Below are 19,318 nucleotides of genomic sequence, written 5' to 3' on the forward strand. Positions count from 1 at the left end.
AAAGGCTCTGCCATGAACGACCAATCCCCGAACGACGTGCTTCACGCCTCTAGCTTTTTGCAAGGGCATAACGCCGATTACGTCGAGCAACTTTACGCGCGTTATGCGGATAATCCGCAGGCGGTTGATGAAAGCTGGCGGGATTTCTTTGCCGCTTTGGGTGATGCGCCCGCCGATGCTAAGGCCGAGGCCGCTGGTGCAAGCTGGGGCCGGATGGACTGGCCGCCAGTACCAAACGATGACCTGACGCAGGCGCTGGATGGCCAGTGGGCGCAGGAACCGGCTGCTGCTGGCAAAAAGATCGCTGCAAAGGCCGAGGAAAAGGGCGTCAACCTGACCGAGAACCAGGTTCGCGCCGCCGTTCTGGACAGCATTCGCGCGTTGATGATCATCCGCGCTTACCGCATCCGCGGCCACTTGATTGCTGATCTGGATCCACTGGGCATGCGCGAAGTCACCGCGCATCCGGAACTGGATCCGGCAAGCTATGGCTTTACCAAAGCCGACATGGACCGTCCGATCTTTATCGACAATGTACTGGGCCTTGAGGTCGCCACCATGGCCGAGATTATGGCCATCGTGAAGCGTACCTACTGCGGCACCTTTGCGCTGCAGTACATGCACATCTCTAACCCTGATGAAGCCGCTTGGTTGAAAGAGCGGATCGAGGGGTATGGTAAGGAAATCAGCTTCACCCAGAATGGCCGCAAGGCAATCCTGAACAAACTGGTCGAGGCAGAGGGCTTTGAAAAGTTCTTGCATGTCAAATACATGGGCACAAAGCGTTTCGGTCTGGACGGCGGCGAAAGCCTGATCCCCGCGATGGAGCAGATCATCAAGCGCGGTGGCCAGCTCGGCATGGAGGAGGTCGTGATCGGCATGCCACACCGCGGCCGTTTGTCGGTTCTGGCCAATGTGATGCAGAAGCCTTACCGCGCGATCTTCAACGAATTTCAAGGTGGCAGCTTTAAGCCCGAAGACGTCGAAGGCTCTGGCGATGTCAAATATCACCTTGGTGCGTCGTCCGACCGCGAGTTTGATGGCAACACTGTTCACCTGTCGCTGACGGCCAACCCGTCCCACCTAGAGGCGGTGAACCCCGTCGTGCTGGGTAAGGTGCGCGCCAAGCAAGACCAGAAGAACGACAAGGACCGTATTAAGGTTATGGCGATCCTGCTGCACGGCGATGCTGCCTTTGCTGGCCAAGGCGTTGTTGCAGAAGGCTTTCAGCTGTCCGGCATTCGTGGCCACCGCACGGGCGGCACGATGCATATCGTGGTGAACAACCAGATCGGCTTTACCACAGCGCCGCACTTCAGCCGGTCCAGCCCCTACCCCACCGATATCGCCTTGATGGTCGAGGCACCGATTTTCCACGTCAACGGTGACGATCCAGAGGCTGTGGTCCACGCCGCTCGCGTCGCGACGGAATTCCGCCAAAAGTTCCACAAAGACGTGGTGCTGGATATCATTTGCTACCGCCGCTTTGGTCACAACGAAGGCGACGAGCCGATGTTCACCAACCCGGTCATGTACACAAAGATCAAAAAGCAAAAGACGACGCTGACGCTGTATACGGATCGTCTGGTCAAGGATGGCTTGATTCCTGAGGGCGAGATTGAGGACATGAAAGCCTCTTTCCAGTCAATGCTGAATGCTGAATTTGAAGCAGGGAAGACCTACAAGCCGAACAAGGCTGACTGGCTTGACGGCCGCTGGTCGCACCTGGACCGGGACAAAGACAACTATCAGCGCGGCGAAACCGCGATTAGTACCGAGGCGATGGCCGATATCGGCAAGGCGCTGACGACCCCGCCCGAGCATTTCGCCACTCACAAGACGATTGATCGTCTGCTTGATGCGAAAAAACAGATGTTCGAAGGCGGGACAGGCTTTGACTGGGCAACCGGTGAAGCCTTGGCGTTCGGCTCGCTCGTTTTGGAAGGCTACCCGGTCCGCTTGGCCGGACAGGACAGCACGCGCGGCACGTTCAGCCAGCGTCATTCTGCCCTGATCAACCAGAACACCGAAGAGCGTTACTATCCGCTGAACCACGTCCGTGAGGGTCAGGCGCAGTACGAAGTCATCGATTCGATGCTGTCGGAATACGCGGTGCTGGGCTTTGAGTATGGCTATTCGCTGGCCGAACCGAACGCCCTGACCCTGTGGGAAGCGCAGTTCGGCGATTTCGCCAACGGCGCGCAGATCATGTTCGACCAGTTCATCAGCTCTGGCGAAGCCAAGTGGCTGCGGATGTCAGGCCTCGTGTGCCTGCTGCCGCATGGCTATGAGGGTCAGGGACCAGAGCATTCCAGCGCGCGTCTGGAACGGTTCCTGACGATGTGCGGCAACGACAACTGGATCGTCGCCAACTGCACGACGCCTGCGAACTATTTCCACATTCTGCGTCGCCAGCTGCACCGCAGCTATCGCAAGCCGCTGATCCTGATGACACCGAAATCGTTGCTGCGTCACAAGATGGCCGTGTCCGATGCTGCCGATTTCACCACCGGCTCGTCCTTCCACCGCGTGCTGTGGGATGATGCGCAAAAGGGTCATTCCGACACCCAGCTGGTGGCGGATGACAAGATCAAGCGCGTCGTGATGTGTTCCGGCAAGGTCTACTACGACCTGCTGGAAGAACGTGACGCCCGCGGCATCACTGACACGTACATCCTGCGGTTCGAGCAGTTCTATCCCTTCCCCGCCCAATCCGCGGTGAACGAGCTGGAGCGGTTCAAAAACGCCGAGATGGTCTGGTGTCAGGAAGAACCCAAAAACCAAGGCGGCTGGTCCTTCATGGAACCCAACCTTGAATGGTGCCTGACCCGGATCAAAGCGAAACACACACGGCCCGTCTATGCCGGTCGGGCGGCCGCTGCGTCGCCAGCGACAGGTCTGGCCAGCCAGCACAAAGCCCAGCAGGCGGCCCTTGTCGCCGAGGCCCTGAACATCGAAGGAATTACGAAATGAGCACCGAAGTCCGTGTCCCAACCTTGGGCGAATCCGTAACCGAAGCGACCGTCGCGACTTGGTTCAAAAAGCCCGGTGACAGCGTCGCCGTCGACGAAATGCTTTGCGAGCTGGAAACCGATAAGGTCACCGTCGAAGTGCCAAGCCCGATCGCAGGCACCCTGTCCGAAATCGTCGCCGCCGAAGGCGAGACTGTCGGCGTCGATGCCCTGCTTGCGCAGATCAGCGAAGGCGGCGCGGATAGCGCGGCGGCCTCTGCGCCAAAAGCTAACAGCGACGCAGCCCCGGCTGAAAAGCCTGCTGACACGCCAGCGACTGGCGGCACGGGGACGGTGAACGCTGGCCCGGAAGACACGAAGCCGCGCGATCCCGAAGACGCCCCCTCTGCCCAAAAGCTGATGGCTGAAAAGGGTATCGACCGCGATGCCGTGACCGCGACCGGCAAAGACGGCCGCGTGATGAAAGAGGACGTGCTGAAAGCCTTGGCGCAACCTAAGGCCGCCGCACCCGTAGCAGCCCCGCGCGCAGCATCGTCTGCCGATCAAGCTGACCGCGAAGAGCGGGTCAAGATGACACGCCTGCGTCAGACCATTGCTAAGCGTCTGAAGGACAGCCAGAACACCGCTGCCATGCTGACGACCTATAACGAGGTCGACATGACCGCCGTTATGGATCTGCGGAACGAATACAAAGACCTGTTCCTTAAGAAACATGGCGTAAAGCTTGGCTTTATGTCCTTCTTTACCAAAGCCTGCATCCACGCCCTGCACGAAGTGCCGGAAGTGAACGCCGAAATCGACGGCACCGATGTGGTCTACAAGAACTACGTCAACATGGGCATCGCCGCTGGTACACCGACCGGCCTCGTCGTTCCCGTGCTGAAGGACGCCGATCAGATGTCCTTTGCGGGTATCGAAAAGGCGATTGCCGAAATGGGTGGCAAAGCCCGTGACGGCAAGCTGTCCATGGCTGATATGCAGGGCGGCACGTTCACCATCTCAAACGGCGGCGTCTATGGCTCGCTGATGTCCTCGCCAATCCTGAACCCCCCGCAGTCCGGTATTCTGGGCATGCACAAGATCCAGGATCGTCCGATGGCCATTAACGGTCAGGTTGTGATCCGCCCGATGATGTATCTGGCGCTATCCTATGATCACCGGATCGTTGACGGCAAAGGCGCGGTGACGTTCCTTGTCCGCGTGAAAGAAGCGCTAGAAGATCCACGCCGTCTGCTGATGGACCTGTAAAAAATAAGCCGGGCAGGACTAACCTGCCCGGCGCTGACGAAAGCAAAGGCCGCCATGACCCCTGAATTGACCGTCCTTACCCTTGCTGGTCTTTTGCAAGGGGTGCAATTTGCGCTGATGTCAGTGCGGGTGAATATGGAACTGCCCAATGGCAAAACCATGGGCCCGCGCGATCCGGACCGCCTTGGTAAACCAATTCCCGAACAGGTCACACCGCGCACGGGCCGCTTAATCCGCGCCATGAACAACCATTTCGAAGCGCTGATCATGTTCACCTTGGCGGTGGTCGTTGTCACGCTTGGCGACAAGGCGACCGGCCTTTCCGCAGGCTGCGCTTGGGTGTTCTTGATTGCGCGGATTGCCTATGTGCCAGCCTATTATTTCGGCCTGACGCCGTGGCGGTCAATCATCTGGATGTTTGGCTTCTTGGCGACCATGCTTATGTTAATTTCTGCCCTTTTCTGAACGGAGGCCCCAATGGCCAGCTATGACGTCATCATCATCGGTTCCGGCCCCGGCGGCTATGTCTCGGCCATTCGCTGCGCGCAGCTCGGTCTGAAAACCGCCTGCGTCGAAGGACGCGACACGCTCGGTGGCACCTGCCTAAACGTAGGCTGCATCCCGTCCAAGGCGCTGCTGCACGCAACTGAAATGCTGCATGAAGCGGAACATAACTTCGCCGAAATGGGCCTGAAGGGCAAAACGCCGTCGGTCGATTGGCCGCAGATGCAAGCCTACAAGGACAAAACCGTCAGCCAAAACACGGGCGGCATTGAGTTTTTGTTCAAGAAGAACAAGGTCGATTGGATCAAGGGTTGGGGTTCGATCCCTGCCCCCGGCAAGGTCAAGGTCGGTGATGACGTCCATGACGCCAAGCACATCATCGTCGCCACCGGGTCCGAGCCGTCGCCGCTGAAGGGCGTCGAGGTTGACGAGGAAACTGTCGTCACATCGACCGGTGCGCTGAAGTTGAACAAAATCCCCAAGTCGCTGGTCGTGATCGGTGCGGGCGTCATCGGGCTGGAACTCGGCTCGGTTTATGCGCGCCTCGGCTCCGAGGTGACGGTCGTCGAATACCTTGACGCCATCACCCCCGGTCAGGATGCGGAAATCGCCCGCCAGTTTCAGAAAATGCTGACCAAGCAGGGGCTGAAGTTCATTCTTGGGGCCGCCGTCCAAGGCGTCAGCATCAAGAACAAAAAAGCGACCGTCAGCTACAAAATGCGCAAAGACGAAACTGAAGCAGAGATTACCGCAGATACCGTGCTGCTTGCCACCGGCCGTCGCCCCTTTGTGGACGGCCTTGGCCTAGACGCAGTGGGCGTCAAAATGACAGAGCGCGGCCAGATCGACGTCGACGCCCGCTATCAGACCAGCACCCCCGGCATCTACGCCATCGGCGACGCGATTGTCGGCCCGATGCTCGCCCACAAAGCCGAAGATGAAGGCATGGCCATCGCTGAAATTCTGGCCGGCCAGCACGGTCACGTAAACTACGGCGTGATCCCCGGCGTGATCTACACCCACCCCGAGGTCGCCTCTGTCGGCGAAACAGAAGAAACACTGAAAAAAGCGGGCCGCGCCTATAAAGTTGGCAAGTTCCCTTTCCTCGGCAACGCGCGGGCTAAGGCGAACTTCATGGGTGACGGTTTCGTTAAGATCCTCGCCGACAAGGAAACCGACCGCATCCTCGGCGCGCACATCATCGGCCCGATGGCCGGCGATCTGATTCACGAAATCTGCGTTGCCATGGAATTTGGTGCCGCAGCAGAGGATCTGGCCCGTACCTGCCACGCCCACCCCACGTACTCCGAAGCTGTGCGCGAGGCAGCCTTGGCCTGCGGCGACGGCGCGATCCACGCCTAATAATGCGATCAGCCCCCGGATGACCTCCGGGGGCCTCTCTGTTTACGGTCATCGGCATCCCTGCCTGTCCCGCTTATCCAGATTGACGGGACAAGGTTAAGACCCGGTAAAAGCCCGCCCTCTCTGTTTTAAAAATATCCTCGGGGGACGGCGCGTAGCGCCGGGGGGCAGACAGCCCCCTGCGCCGCCAGCGCCAATCGCTAGGTTTTAAGAAGCCGCAGACCCTTGGTGACATCGCCCCGCACCGCCAGCCGCAACCCGGGTTCATCCCCTGCCTTCAACGCAGCCACGATTAAACGGTGATGCGTCGGCGGGTCTGTGCGGTTCAATTTGCCATAAAGCGCACACATCGTCGGCCCCAGTTGCAGCCACACGGTTTCCGTCATCGCCAAAATGGCCGGTGCCTGCGCACGCAGATAAAGCGTGCGGTGAAATTCAAGGTTCATGCGGATATAGCCGCTGGCATCGTGACGGGTGACCATCTGGCTTACGCCGTGGTTAATCGCCTCGAGCCGTTCGATCAAGGCAAAATGCGCGCGGGGCAAGGCACGCGATGCCAGCTCTGGCTCTAATAATGCACGCAGCGTTGCCAGCTCTTCGATTCGTTCGTTAGACAAAAGCGGCGTGCTGACCCGGCCCGTCGCTGACAGCGACAGTGCACCTTCTGACGCGAGGCGGCGCACGGCCTCGCGCGCAGGAGTCATCGACACCTCATATTCCTTTGCGATGCCGCGCAAGGTCAGCGTTGTGCCCGGCGCGATCTGACCATGAAGGATACGCGTGCGCAACGCGCGGAAAACGCGGTCATGGGCGGCACCGGGGGGCGCAATCGGACGGGGCTGTATCATGGGGCGATCATGGGATCAGGCACACGGCGGCGTCAATCATCGAAACGCAGACGATGAAGCAGTTCCCCGTTTTCGCGCAGCCATTCCCGCCGCGCCGCATAGTCGGGCATCAGACCGGCCACGACGGCCCAAAACGCGGGGCTGTGGTTCATCTGATCCAGATGCGCGACCTCGTGGGCGGCCACGTAATCGAGCACCTCTGGCGGGGCCATAATCAGACGCCACGAATACATCAGCGCACCGGCGGATGAACACGACCCCCAGCGCGAACGCGTGTCGCGTAGGGTCAAACGCGCATAGGACCGCCCGATCTGGGCCGCATAGCGATCAGAGGCCGCCGCCAACGCATCGCGCGCCTGCGCCTTAAGCACCGCCATCACGGCACGCGCGCCTGCCCCTTCCGGCAATTCCAGCTGCCCATCACGGATTCGCGCACGCCGCCCCCCAGCCGTCACGATCGGTAGGTTCGCACCGCGAAACAGCACCTCGCCCGCTGCAATCACCGACACAGGCGGCGTCACATCCGCAAGGTGCCCGCGCAGCCAACTTTCGCGTTCGGTCAAAAACGCAACCGCCTCGCGCTCTGGCGCGCGGGGCGGCATCGTCAGGGTGACTTTGCCATCCAGCCGCGACACGCGCAGGCTTAATCTGCGTGCGCCAGCCGACCGACGCAGGTCCACCGTAATCGGGGGGTTGCCAATAATCAGATCGCGGCCCATATGGATCCTTTGTTCCGCCTGCGCCAAAGGTCTTTGACACCGTGCCTGCCTTATGGCAGTGGAAAACAGGCCGCCGCAAGGGCAGCACCGACATTCAAAGGGGGAAACCCATGCCAAAAGAAGAATGGGGCACAAAGCGCCTATGTCCTGAGACGGGCAAGCGTTTCTATGACCTAAACAAGTCACCCGTGATCAGCCCCTACACGGGCAGTGTCGTGAACACAGACACTGGCAAAACCCGGACCATGGTCGCTGACGCTGAAGATGCGCAGACCAAGAAGATGAAAGTCGCCGACGAAGAGGACGATCTGGTCCTGGACGACGACGATGATGAAGACGAGGACGTCGATCTGGGCGATGATGTCCTGGAAGACGACGACGACGATACCGTCAGCCTTGACGAAATCGCCGATGTTGCCAAAGGCGACGACGATTAAAAAACTTCTCGTCGGGGCGCGATTTCTTACTTGATCTCGCCCCGATGGCTGCATAGACAGCGGCACACAGACGACGCGGTTCGCGTCATACGGTTTGGGGCCTTAGCTCAGCTGGGAGAGCGCTTGCATGGCATGCAAGAGGTCAGGGGTTCGATCCCCCTAGGCTCCACCAAACCTTCCTTCCATTTTTGATCTGAACGTATTTTTTTGCACGGTTTTGTCCCTGACAATTTGCAATGCGATGGCATCATTTCGACGGCTTCAGCCCTATGCGCGGCCGACTGTTGATGTCGGCGGTCCACACGCCTATTGCGACACATTGATCGCCATAAAAGAGGCGCTGATGCGCAGGGTGCCCCATTGATTGACGACATGCCTGACGGCGATTTCCAGTTTATTGCGCTGGATGTCGAAACCGCCTGCGGCGATAGCGCGAGCATCTGTCAGATCGGTATTGCCTGCGTGGGCCATGATGACACCATCCATATGTGGTCGGTCTATGTTGACCCGCAGATGGCATTTGCGCCGTTTAACACGCAGTTGCACGGGATCGGCGCGGACACTGTGCGCGGCGCGCCGACGTTCGCGCAGATTTGGCCCGCGATGGTGCCACTGTTGTCTCGGCATCCGATGGTGCAGCACAGCCGTTTCGACGAAAAGGCCATCAATGCGGCTTGCCGCGCCCATCAACTGCCGCGCCCGCGCCTGACCTAGCACGACAGCGTGACGATTGCGCGCGCCGCCTGGCCAGAGCTGAAGGGCAATGGCGGCCACGGGCTTGCTAATCTAAAGCAAGAGCTTGGCCTTGATTTTGACCACCACGACGCAGGCGAGGACGCGCGCGCTGCTGCGATGGTCGTGCTGCGCGCACGGGCCGCGACATCGGGCGTCGCGGTTATTGATGCGCTCCGGACGCGGCCGATTCAATTGTCGTGGCCGTTTTAGGACTGCGCCTGCATCGTAGCCTGCGCCGCTACGATCGCCGCGAGCTTTTCAAGAACCAGAGGCGCAGGCTCGCATGACTTTCGCGTCTGTAGGCTGACGTGAATCAGCAGTTGCGTGCAGCTTGCCACCACATCTTCTGACGCGTTTTTCATTTCATGGTACAGCCGCAGCTTTTTCCCCGCCCCTTCGACGATTTGGGTCACGACGGTGATCGGCTCTCCGACAAGGCATTCGTTCATGAACTTGGTGTGCGTATCAACGGTGAAATAGCTGAGGCCCGCCGCGATATAGGCCGCATCCGCGCCGATCATGCGCATCACGGTATCGGCGGCGTCGGACCAGACCTGCCCATAACGGCTTTCGTTCATGTGGCCGTTGTAGTCGGACCAATCGACCGGGACCGTACGGTTCACGCTGATGATGGGCTTGGTGAAGTCAGGTTCGGTTGCCGCGCCCAGCCGTGCATCATGTTCGTTCAGCAAGGCACCTGCGCCCCAGTTGCGCCCCTTGAGGGATCGCATCATGGACACCAGATTGTCGTCGCGGATGCGCTCTAACTCCCTGATGCTATGGCTACCGGATTGGGCGTCAGACTGGCTGGCGATGGTCTGCACCAGTTCGTCCGTCAGCTCTGGCACGTCCATCAGTTTGGTCCAAGGCCACTGCAGGCAGGGTCCGAATTGGGCGATAAAGTGGGCCATGCCCGCCTCTCCTCCGGCGACGCGGTAGGTTTCGAACAGGCCCATCTGCCCCCAGCGCAGGCCAAAGCCGTAGCGGATCGCATCGTCGATTTCCTGCGTGGTGGCGATGCCGTCCTTGACCAGCCAAAGCGCCTCGCGCCAGACCGCCTCTAGAAAGCGATCCGCGATATGCGCATCAATTTCCTTGCGCACCTTCAGGGGCTTCATACCGATTTGGGTCAGAATGTCATGGGCACGCGCGGTTGTCTTATCGCTGCCCACCAGTTCTATCAGTGGCAGCAAGTAGACGGGGTTAAACGGGTGCGCGACAAAGATCTGGTCCGGGCGCAGCGCGCCTTGCTGCAGCTCTGATGGCTTAAAGCCAGAGGTTGAGGAGCCAATCAGCGCATCCTCGCGGCAGTGGGTTTGGATCTCTTTCAGGATCCGGTGCTTCATCTCCAGCCGCTCTGGCGCGCTTTCTTGAATCCAATCTGCATCTGCGACGGCTTCGGCCAGCGTTGGAACAAATTTGATCTGGCCTTCCGGCGGCAAAGCCACCTCTGACAGGGCGGGCAAGGACCGCCGGGCGTTCGCCATGACGGCGTCGATCTTGCGGCCGGCGTCTGGATCGGGGTCAAAGATCGCGACATCCCACCCTGACAGGACAAAGCGCGCGGCCCAGCCGCCGCCAATGACTCCGCCGCCGATAATCGCTGCTGTATTGGTCATTTTGGTGCTCGCTTTGTCAGGCCAAGTTTCGCACGGACCGCATCCGGCCCCATGATATTGCCGCCCATCGCGGTGATAATACCGGCGGCGCGGGCAACCAGCGCTTCATTCGTGGCCAGCTCGCCTTTAGCCAGCCACAGGTTATCCTCTAGCCCGACGCGCACATGGCCGCCCGCCAGCACAGCGGCGGCGACATAGGCCATCTGATCGCGTCCGATGGAAAAGGCAGACCAGTGCCAGTCGTCCGGGACATTGTTCACCATCGCCATAAAGGTGTTCAGGTCATTTGGCGCCCCCCAAGGGACACCCATACAAAGCTGCACCAGCGCGGGGGACGACAGCACGCCGTCTTTGACCAGTTGCTTGGCGTACCACAAATGACCGGTATCAAAGGCTTCGATCTCTGGTTTGACGCCCAGTTCTTCCATGCGCGCGCCCATGGCCGTCAGCATCCCGGGCGTGTTGGTCATGACGTAATCGGCTTCGGCAAAGTTCATCGTGCCGCAATCGAGGGTGCAGATTTCGGGCAGGCAATCCTCGATATGTACAAGGCGTTCTTCGGCGCTGACCATGTCAGTCGCAGGGCGAAGGGGTAGCGGGGCAGAGGGCGGTCCGAACACCATGTCGCCGCCCATACCAGCGGTCAGGTTCAAGACCACATCGACGTCGGCATCGCGGATACGTTCGGACAGCTCGCGATACAGCGCCGGATCACGCGATGGCACCCCGGTGCCCGGATCACGCACATGACAATGCACAATCGCCGCCCCAGCCTTTGCCGCAGCAATCGCCGACGCCGCGATCTGTTCGGGGCTGCGCGGCACATGCGGCGAGCGGTCCTGACTATTGCCAGACCCCGTCACCGCACAGGTAATAAAGACATCGCGGTTCATCTGCAGAGGCATCGGGCGTTCCTAACTGTGGTCGCTATTAGCCTATACAGAATGACGATTTATGATGCGCAATAAAGCCCTGTTCCTGTCAAACGGCCCAAAGCTTTGCCTTGACGTTGGTTTAGGTCTGACGACGGGGGTACGGCACCCTATCCGCAGTTAATCAACAAGCTGCGTTCGAATGACGGCAACGGCTTCAAGGGTGCGATGCACGGGGCATTTGTCTGCAATACGCAGCAGCCCCGCGCGGTGATCTTCTGTCAAATCGCCCTCGAAACGCAGATGGCGGGTAAAGACATCCGTCTTGTTCGCCCGCTCTTCGCAGTTCTCGCAGTCGGCCAGATGTTCACGGTCATGGGTGACGTCGACTTCGGCATGCGTCAGAGGAATGCCCTTTCGCCGCGCATAAAGGCGGATGGTCATGACGGTACAAGCGCCCAGTCCCGCGGCCAGATATTCATAAGGGGTCGGCCCCAGATCCTTGCCGCCAACGCTGACAGGTTCGTCCGCGATCAGCTGATGCCGCCCGCCTACAGCAATATCTTGCAGCAGGCCGTCCGGGTCACGTTCTGACACCCGTGTCACGCCTTCTGGCACCTGCGGCGCGGCCTTTGGCTTTGGCATATCTAGATAGCGGGACGCCCATGTCGCGATCACGTCAGCGGCATATTTTGCGTCCTCCTCAGCGGTGATCAGATGGTCTGCCGTTTCAAGCGAGACAAAGCTTTTAGGATGTTTTGCAGCGATGAAAATCTCGCTCGCGTTGTCGATCCCAACCGTCGCATCGCGCGGCGCGTGCAGCACCAGCAAGGCGGCATTCAGGTGCCGCAACGCATCCCGCAGGGACGCTGTGCTGATGTCATCAATGAATGACTTGCGGATGGTAAAATCGCGCCCGGCAAGGCTGACCGTCGCTGCCCCGTGCTCTTGGATATCATCTAGCTTGGAGCCGAAATTATTCGACACATGCGCGGGGGCAAAAGGTGCACCAATCGTGACAACCGCGCGCAAACCGGGCACCTGCGGCGCGGCCTTGATGACAGCGGCCCCGCCAAGGGAATGACCGACCAGCAGCGATGGAGCCATGCCGCGATCCGTCAGATACGCGGCGGCGAGCAATAGATCGTCAACGTTCGATGAAAAATGGGTGTTGGCGAATTCGCCTTCTGAATGGCCCAGCCCGGTGAAGTCAAAGCGCAGAACCGCGATGCCTTTGGCCGCAAGGCGGGCGGCGATGCGGCGCGCGGCGGGGATATCTTTGGAGCAGGTGAAGCAATGCGCAAAGATCGCAGTCGCGCCCACCGGCCCGTCTGGCAGATCAAGGCGCGCGGCCAGCATGTCGCCAGAATGGCCTTTGAATGTGATACGCTCGGTTTTCATGACGCTGTCCTTCGCGGGAAATTTGGGGCGGATTGGCGGTTTCAAAAGCTGTCAGCCGGGCGGCGCAACAAGGTCCCAAAAGCCAGATTTGCGGTGATGTTTCTGCCGAAGATGCGCCAGATACGCGCTGTGATCCGGATAAGCGCCGTAGCTATCGATGCGCGCATCGCTCGACTGGCATTCCGCAAGGTGACGGGCTGCATGACGGTACCGCTTGGACTTTGCCCCGATAAGTGCGTCATCAATCATCGCGCGCCTGATGATCACGGCCGCAAGCGGGTGCTTTTCAGACAGCGTATCTGCGGCGGGGGTCAGCGCCTCGAACTGGTCCCCGTCCAGATGTTTTGCGCGGTCCAGCACCAAGCGTGCCGCCCGGTCCAGCGCGGGCCATCCGGTTAGAAAATCGATCGCGACCTCTAGCTTGGCAAAGCGTTCGGCCAGATCCAGCGCCGCGTCCTCTGCGGCGATATCGTCAAAGTCGGGCAGCAACTTCAGGTGCCTGCGCAGGCTGTCTGCGTCCAGTGTCTGGGCAAAGCGCTGCCACAAATGATCCGTCAGCTCTGCCGTATTGCCCTGCTGTTTCAAGCCGTCCTCAAAGACCAGTTCTAGATCATGGCGGGCGGTGCCATGTGACGCCTTGCCGCCCTCGGCCATCGCGCGGCGAATAATCTGCATCGCCTCTTCAACGCGGCCAGCGTCCAGCAATCGGCGCGCCACTTGCGGCGCGATGGTGCCAAAGGTCAGCTGCTGGGGCGAATAGCGCGCGATATAGGCATCGACGTCGCCCTGTACGTCGGCAATGTCCGCAAGGATCACCGACCGGGTCAGGTCTTTGTTGCGCTGGATGCTGCCTGCTGCCGACCGCGACAGGCCAAAGCCGCTGTATCGCTCGACCTCTTCTGGCGTGGGCGCAGCATCGGCCCATGCGTTGGCACCGGCTTTCAAGTGCTCTAGCCCGGTATTGCCCAAGATGGCAGAGGTCGCTGGGATGATGCCGTCGAACTCGCCGTAGCCGGCCCCCACGACGGCGTCCAATATGCGGTCCGCAAGCACCAAAGGCGCGACGTTGATCCGCGGGGCGATGGCTGCGATGGCGTCGATGGCATCACGAAATACGTCGCCCACGGCCCCGTTGCTGTCGTCGGTCCGTTCGTGAATGGACGGGGCCAGTTGGATGAGAGACCACAGCAGATCAAAGCCCTCGTCTGCGTTATACGGGACAACGTTCGCGTTGATCATCTGCAACAGACCGTCCAGATCCTTGATCAGGGCCTTCTGTTTGCGCCAGTTCACAAAAGCCGTCGCGCGCCGCATCATGGCAAAGCGTTTGCGGATATCCACCGCGATATCCTGCGGGCCCTGCGCGGCACTAATCTCTAGCCGCGCGCGGCGCTGCAATGCGGCGCTTCCCTGCACCAGATCCATCACCAAGGCCGCCAGCCGCTCTGCGCCCAGCTTTTCCAGATTGGTCGTATTCAGGGTCTTCTTGGTCATGGTCGCGGATATCGCATTCAGGAATTACCTGATGACACTGCCCCATCGCACCCAAAGCGACAATCAGGTTCCGCCCCGATCACGAAGTTGTCGCGATGCGGAAACAAAGGCGGAAGATCACCCAGATCTATATTTTTCCGAATGGAATTGACCTATAAGTCCTTACGGTTGGAGGGCTGGGGATGATGAACAACATGGGAGAGCCGACAGTTCTGGCGCTGCTGGGGCTGCTTGGCGGCATGGTCTTGGGGCTTGCGGCCCGGCTGGGCCGTTTTTGCACCCTCGGCGCGATCGAGGATGCCTTATACGCGCAAGATGACACGCGTTTGCGGATGTGGGGCATAGCGATTGGCACGGCGATCATCGGCAGTTTCGCCCTTGCGGCCACCGGGCTGCTGCAGCCTGAACAGACGATCTATCTAGCCTTTGCCTTTCAACCACTGGCCAGCATCCTTGGCGGATTGATGTTTGGCTACGGCATGGCGCTGGCGGGCAACTGCGGCTACGGCGCATTGGCGCGGCTCGGCGGCGGTGACCTGCGGTCCTTCGTCATCGTTTTGGTCATGGGATTGGCCGCATTTGCGACAATCTCTGGCCCGCTGGCTTACCTGCGTGTCGCGGCCTTTGCGCAGACGCCAGCCGACGCGGCACCGGGTATTGCGCAAGAACTGTCGGGACTAACAGGTCTGCCCGTCAACGGCATTGGCATCGCCATCGGGGCTGCCGTTCTGGCAATGACACTGTCTGCGGCCCCTTTCCGGTCAAACCTAAGGGCTGTCTTTTGGGGCGTCTGTGTCGGGCTGGCGATTGTGTCGGGCTGGGCGGGCACGCAGTGGGTCGCGGTCGCAGGCTTTGCGCCGACAGTCGTGGAATCCCACACCTTTGCCGCCCCCTTGGGCGAGACCATGCTTTACGCGATGACGGCGTCCGGCAGTTCCTTGTCGTTCGGCATCGGCTCTGTCCTTGGTGTGCTGTTGGGGGCGTTCATCGGGTCGCTGGTCAAAGGCCATTTCCGCTGGGAAGCCTGCGAAGATCCGCGGGAATTGCGCCGCCAGATTGCCGGGGCCGCGTTGATGGGTGTTGGCGCAGTGCTGGCAATGGGATGCAGCATCGGTCAAGGTCTGTCCGCGATTTCAGTACTGGCCTATTCGGCGCCGCTGGTCATGGCTGGCATCTTTGCCGGGGCCGGGATCGGGCTACGCCAATTGATTACAGGCTTTGCCCGGATCGCCTAAATTCGCTTTGCCGATGACAGCCACCCTGCTATCATTCAAAGATACGAATATGAGGGGGCGACCATGAAGATTTCGCGGCGGACATTGATTTCGGGGGTGATTGCAGTGGCTGGCAGCGCGGTGCTGCCGCGTATCGCCTGGGCGAATACCACGCTTAGCCTGGGCGCGGGCATGCTTGATACGCTGAGCGATGGTCACCTGATGCTGCCGCGCAGTTTCGTGCTGGGCGATATCCCCGTGGCCGAGGCGGACGCCGTGCTGGAACCTTTCGGTCTGGCTGGCGCGGCTTCGCTGCTGCCAGATTGCAACCTGACGCTTTGGCGGGGTGACGATCGCACCGTGCTGTTCGACGCAGGCTCTGGCCCAGATTTCATGCCAACCGCCGGGCATCTGATGGCCGCGATGGATGCGCTGGGGATCACGCCAGAGGACGTCACAGACGTTGTCTTTACCCATGGCCACCCTGACCATCTGTGGGGCGCGCTGGACGATTTCGACGAACCACTCTTTGCCAATGCCCAGCATCATATGGGGCAGATCGAGTGGGACTATTGGACCGACCCCGCCCTGCCCGATACGATTGCCGCCGACCGCCTGACCTTTGCCGTCGGGGCCGCCCGCAGGCTAGAGGTACTGGCCGAGGGCATCAATCTGTTCAACGATGGCGATGAGGTCCTGCCGGGTATCACTGCCCGCGCCACCCACGGGCATACCCCCGGTCATATGGCGTTTGAAATCGCAACAGAAGAAGAGACCGTGATGGTGCTGGGCGATTGTATTGCCAATCACCACATCGCTTTTGTCCGGCCCGATTGGCCGAACGGGTCCGATCAGGACACCGCGCAAGGGGCCGAAACCCGCGCTGCGCTATTGGCGCAATTGGCAGATACAGGCACCGTTTTTGCCGGGTTCCACTTACCCGCCCCCGGACTTGGCCGGGCGGTACGGGACGGGAATGCGTTCCGATTTGAGCCGCTCACCTAATGGACGCGGAAGGGGCCGCCGGCCTGACCGGCAGGGCGGCCCCTTTTCCTATTGCCCGGCGGCTTCGCGCGCGATGTCGTCCAGCAGCGCCTGCACGTCTTGCATGACGCCTTCGGGTTGGTTGCGGTAGCCGACTTGCACTTTACCGTCCTTGTCAGTGACGAACACGCCGTAGGGGCAATAGGCGATGTTGGCGGGATCAGCCTCCATCACCTTGCGGGACAACGTGGCAGAGCAGAACATGAAGATATCGGCATTGTCATAGATCACGACGTCGCTGCCAACATCGGCGCGGGTCCGTTCCAGCATTTCCCCGACGTGGCTGGTCCAATCGATCACTAGCCCCCGCCCCACAATGGCAGTTTCAACACCAAAGGTCGCGTCGTCAAAGCTGCCGTCATAGTCATAGACGGTGGCCTGTTGCGCCAGCGCGGGGCTGGCGACAAGGACAAAGGCGAGGGCAAATTTACGCATGGGACTGGTCCTTTATGTGATGCGCTGCCTTATGGGCTGGCGCTTTGCAGATAGGCGATCAGTGCGTCGATATCGGCGGCGTCACGCACGCCGCGGAACGACATTTTGGTGCCGGGCATCGCGTCCTTGGGGTTGGCAAGGAAGGCGTGCAGCTTGTCGTTATCCCAAACCTCGCCCGCGGCCATCGCATCCTGAAACACGTCCGAATAGCGGAAATCAGGGATGGCACCGACGGTGCGGCCCATAATCGCATTCAGCTCTGGCCCGACGCGGTTTTGTGCCCCCTCGCCCACCATGTGACAGGATTTGCACTGGCGGAATGCTTTTTCGCCGTCCGCAATAAGGGCCGGATCAGCGGCAGCGACAACCACCGGGGCGGGCTCTGCTGCTGGTTCAGGTTCGGCTGCTGGCTCTGCTGCGGCTTCGGTGACAGGCTCGGCAGCAGGGGCTTCAACAGCGGCTGCTTCTGCGGCGGCCTCGTTTGCCTTGGCGGCCGTTTCCTCTGGCGTCACATCGACCACGCTGGCGTGCATCGTAATCTCGACGCTGTCTTTGCAGTTCTCCATGCAGGCTTCAGCCATGAAGATCGGAAACTCCGTCTCTGCCCGGTCGTCGTCGATAAAGTTATCGACGTTCGGCATGGACACTTCGGTGAAGTTTTCGTTCGACAGGGTGAAATCATCATCCACCAGATCGTTCAGATAAAGGATATAGGCCGTCAGCGCATAAGTTTCATCATCACTGAGCGAGGCTGCGTGGCCAAAAGGCATGGCGCGGTTCACGTAGTCGAACACGGTCGACAAATAGGGCCAGTAGCTGCCCACAGTCTTGACCGGATCCTTGTTTTCCAACGTACCACCACCGCCTGCCAACACAGGCCAGCGACCGACAGCCTCGCCAAAGTCGCCATGGCAGACAGAGCAGTTTTCGACGTAGATATCTTCGCCCGTCAGCACATCGCCGCTACCGACAGGCAGGCCCATGCCATCGGGGCGTATGTCGGTGTTCCAAGCAGCGACTTCTTCGGGCATCGCAGCGCGGCCGATGCCATATCCGCCGTCCTTTGACGGTGCCACGTCTTGCGCGGCGGCGGCGGTGGCAAAGGTCAGTAGGGCTGCAGCGAGATTAAGAGATTTCGACATTTTCAGCCTTTCCGTCAGCATCGATGGCCCAAGTCTGGATACCATTATTGTGGTAGATTGAATTTTCGCCGCGGATTTTGCGCAGCGCGTCCTTGGTTGGCTGCACGTATCCGGTGCTGTCATGCGCCCGGCTTTGCAGCAGCAGCGGCGCGCCGTCCCAGTCCATTTCATAATAGAAACGATGCATCGATTTATCGAAGCTAGGGCCAGACATGCGGGCCTTGTGCCAGTTCATGCCGCCATCGGTCGTCACGTCCACCTGCGGGATCGTACCGCGGCCGGACCATGCGACGCCTGTGATGACCAGCGGGCCTTTGCCATGGGTGATCGGGGCTTGCGGGCTCGGCGATGTGATGACGGATTTTGCGTCCATTTCCCACGTGAAGCGACGCGCGACGCCGTTGGCCAACAGGTCGGTATATTTGCTGGTTTCCTCGCGGGCGTGCCAAGGCTGGTCGCCGACTTCGATCCGGCGGATCCACTTGACCCACATATTGCCTTCCCAACCCGGCACGACCAGCCGCAGGGGATAGCCTTGCTCGGGGCGCAGCGCCTCGCCGTTCATTTTGAAGGCGACCAGGCAGTCATCCAGCGCTTTTTCCATCGGGATAGAGCGGTTCATGCCAGCGGCGTCAGCGCCTTCGACCATGATCCACTTCCCCTCGGTCTTCACGCCGGCCTCTTCCAGCAGCAGCCGCAGGGGCACGCCGGTGTATTGCACGTTGTGGATCATGCCGTGGGTAAACTGGCAGCCGTTCAGCTGCGCGCCAGCCCATTCCATGCCGGAGTTGGCGGCGCATTCCAGGAAATAGACGTGGTTTTCGCGGGGGAAGCGCATCAGGTCTTCCATCGTGAAGACCAGTTCTTTGTCCACTAAACCGTTGATCATCAAGCGATGCTCTGACGGCTCAATCACGGCGACGCCGCCGTGGTGACGTTCAAAGCACAACCCATTCGGTGTGATGATCCCGTCTAGCGCGTGCAGCGGCGTAAAGTTGACCGAGCTGACGGCGTCAGCAGTCAACCACGGCACGTCGCGGCGGATGACGTCAGCCTCGAACTTTGACGGCACACCGTAGGGCGCGGCATCAACGCCAGCGCCAAGGTCTTGGCGCCACGGCTGCGGGTTTACGATCAGCGGATCGGCGGTTTGCGCCGACAACCGCGATCCGGCCAGCGCACCGCCGACAGCGGCAGCCCCTGTCAGAAAATTGCGGCGGGATGGCTTCAAGCCCTTGTAGTGTTCCATGTCTCTCTCCTTCTCGGCCAACG

Annotated in this window: 18 protein-coding genes and 1 tRNA gene; 10 read left to right on the plus strand and 9 right to left on the minus strand. The window is 60.3% G+C overall.

The window, feature by feature from the left end; translation table 11 throughout:
• The first annotated feature begins 12 nt into the window (after positions 1 to 12).
• The 4 genes from BM131_RS11415 to lpdA are packed head-to-tail and all read left to right on the plus strand — an operon-like array spanning position 13 to position 6,086.
• Entirely contained in the window at positions 13 to 2,973 is a 2,961-nt protein-coding gene (locus BM131_RS11415; RefSeq protein WP_090189555.1) for a 2-oxoglutarate dehydrogenase E1 component, read from the plus strand.
• On the plus strand, positions 2,970 to 4,220 hold the full coding sequence (gene odhB / locus BM131_RS11420; protein WP_090189557.1) for a 2-oxoglutarate dehydrogenase complex dihydrolipoyllysine-residue succinyltransferase: 1,251 nt from the start codon (positions 2,970 to 2,972) through the stop codon (positions 4,218 to 4,220). Before BM131_RS11415 ends, odhB begins: the two co-directional genes overlap by 4 nt.
• Positions 4,221 to 4,274: 54 nt before the next feature.
• Positions 4,275 to 4,685, plus strand: a complete 411-nt coding sequence (locus BM131_RS11425) for an MAPEG family protein (protein ID WP_090189559.1) — start codon at positions 4,275 to 4,277, stop codon at positions 4,683 to 4,685.
• Between the two features lie 12 nt (positions 4,686 to 4,697).
• Positions 4,698 to 6,086, plus strand: coding sequence for a dihydrolipoyl dehydrogenase (gene lpdA, locus BM131_RS11430; protein ID WP_090189561.1), 1,389 nt, complete (start codon positions 4,698 to 4,700; stop codon positions 6,084 to 6,086).
• 200 nt (positions 6,087 to 6,286) lie between these two features.
• Here lpdA and BM131_RS11435 read toward each other — a convergent pair whose 3' ends face one another.
• Together BM131_RS11435 and BM131_RS11440 are read right to left on the minus strand one after the other, a co-directional pair.
• Entirely contained in the window at positions 6,287 to 6,934 is a 648-nt protein-coding gene (locus tag BM131_RS11435) for a GntR family transcriptional regulator (protein WP_090189563.1), read from the minus strand.
• Between the two features lie 32 nt (positions 6,935 to 6,966).
• Positions 6,967 to 7,653 (minus strand): M48 family metallopeptidase, encoded by a 687-nt coding sequence (locus BM131_RS11440; RefSeq protein ID WP_090189565.1) that lies wholly within the window; start codon positions 7,651 to 7,653, stop codon positions 6,967 to 6,969.
• Positions 7,654 to 7,763: 110 nt separating this feature from the next.
• On the opposite strand from BM131_RS11440, the gene BM131_RS11445 reads away from it, so the two are divergent.
• From BM131_RS11445 to BM131_RS20730, 4 genes are all read left to right on the plus strand, one after another.
• Positions 7,764 to 8,090: a TIGR02300 family protein gene (locus BM131_RS11445; RefSeq protein WP_090189567.1), complete on the plus strand. Its 327-nt coding sequence runs from the start codon at positions 7,764 to 7,766 to the stop codon at positions 8,088 to 8,090.
• A gap of 96 nt (positions 8,091 to 8,186) precedes the next feature.
• Positions 8,187 to 8,262, plus strand: a tRNA-Ala gene (locus BM131_RS11450).
• 188 nt (positions 8,263 to 8,450) lie between these two features.
• Positions 8,451 to 8,804, plus strand: a complete 354-nt coding sequence (locus tag BM131_RS20725) for an exonuclease domain-containing protein (protein WP_342713965.1) — start codon at positions 8,451 to 8,453, stop codon at positions 8,802 to 8,804.
• 9 nt (positions 8,805 to 8,813) lie between these two features.
• Positions 8,814 to 9,035 (plus strand): 3'-5' exonuclease family protein, encoded by a 222-nt coding sequence (locus BM131_RS20730; protein ID WP_342713966.1) that lies wholly within the window; start codon positions 8,814 to 8,816, stop codon positions 9,033 to 9,035.
• On the opposite strand, the gene BM131_RS11460 is transcribed toward BM131_RS20730, so the two are convergent.
• The 4 genes from BM131_RS11460 to BM131_RS11475 all read right to left on the minus strand — a co-directional run bounded on the left by BM131_RS11460 (position 9,032) and on the right by BM131_RS11475 (position 14,211).
• On the minus strand, positions 9,032 to 10,444 hold the full coding sequence (locus tag BM131_RS11460) for a carnitine 3-dehydrogenase (protein ID WP_090189568.1): 1,413 nt from the start codon (positions 10,442 to 10,444) through the stop codon (positions 9,032 to 9,034). The genes BM131_RS20730 and BM131_RS11460 overlap by 4 nt on opposite strands.
• Complete coding sequence (locus BM131_RS11465; protein ID WP_090189569.1) at positions 10,441 to 11,349, minus strand: beta-keto acid cleavage family enzyme; 909 nt, start codon at positions 11,347 to 11,349, stop codon at positions 10,441 to 10,443. The genes BM131_RS11460 and BM131_RS11465 overlap by 4 nt, the downstream gene beginning before the upstream one ends.
• Before the next feature lie 147 nt (positions 11,350 to 11,496).
• Positions 11,497 to 12,717 carry a bifunctional alpha/beta hydrolase/OsmC family protein gene (locus tag BM131_RS11470; protein WP_090189570.1) on the minus strand — a complete coding sequence of 407 codons (1,221 nt, stop codon included), beginning with the start codon at positions 12,715 to 12,717 and terminating at the stop codon, positions 11,497 to 11,499.
• 51 nt (positions 12,718 to 12,768) lie between these two features.
• Positions 12,769 to 14,211, minus strand: a complete 1,443-nt coding sequence (locus BM131_RS11475; RefSeq protein ID WP_090189572.1) for a DUF6880 family protein — start codon at positions 14,209 to 14,211, stop codon at positions 12,769 to 12,771.
• 182 nt (positions 14,212 to 14,393) lie between these two features.
• On the opposite strand from BM131_RS11475, the gene BM131_RS11480 reads away from it, so the two are divergent.
• Together BM131_RS11480 and BM131_RS11485 are read left to right on the plus strand one after the other, a co-directional pair.
• Positions 14,394 to 15,446 (plus strand): YeeE/YedE family protein, encoded by a 1,053-nt coding sequence (locus BM131_RS11480; protein ID WP_090189574.1) that lies wholly within the window; start codon positions 14,394 to 14,396, stop codon positions 15,444 to 15,446.
• A 63-nt stretch (positions 15,447 to 15,509) separates the two neighbouring features.
• Positions 15,510 to 16,430 carry an MBL fold metallo-hydrolase gene (locus BM131_RS11485; RefSeq protein ID WP_090189576.1) on the plus strand — a complete coding sequence of 307 codons (921 nt, stop codon included), beginning with the start codon at positions 15,510 to 15,512 and terminating at the stop codon, positions 16,428 to 16,430.
• Positions 16,431 to 16,478: 48 nt separating this feature from the next.
• On the opposite strand, the gene BM131_RS11490 is transcribed toward BM131_RS11485, so the two are convergent.
• The 3 genes from BM131_RS11490 to soxC are packed head-to-tail and all read right to left on the minus strand — an operon-like array spanning position 16,479 to position 19,295.
• Complete coding sequence (locus BM131_RS11490) at positions 16,479 to 16,904, minus strand: DUF302 domain-containing protein (protein ID WP_090189578.1); 426 nt, start codon at positions 16,902 to 16,904, stop codon at positions 16,479 to 16,481.
• 29 nt (positions 16,905 to 16,933) lie between these two features.
• Positions 16,934 to 18,046 (minus strand): c-type cytochrome, encoded by a 1,113-nt coding sequence (locus tag BM131_RS11495; RefSeq protein WP_090189580.1) that lies wholly within the window; start codon positions 18,044 to 18,046, stop codon positions 16,934 to 16,936.
• Entirely contained in the window at positions 18,030 to 19,295 is a 1,266-nt protein-coding gene (gene soxC, locus BM131_RS11500; protein ID WP_090189582.1) for a sulfite dehydrogenase, read from the minus strand. The genes BM131_RS11495 and soxC overlap by 17 nt, the downstream gene beginning before the upstream one ends.
• Positions 19,296 to 19,318: the final 23 nt, after the last annotated feature.

Source organism: Loktanella salsilacus, from assembly GCF_900114485.1.
In the GTDB taxonomy this organism is placed as follows: Bacteria; Pseudomonadota; Alphaproteobacteria; order Rhodobacterales; family Rhodobacteraceae; genus Loktanella; species Loktanella salsilacus.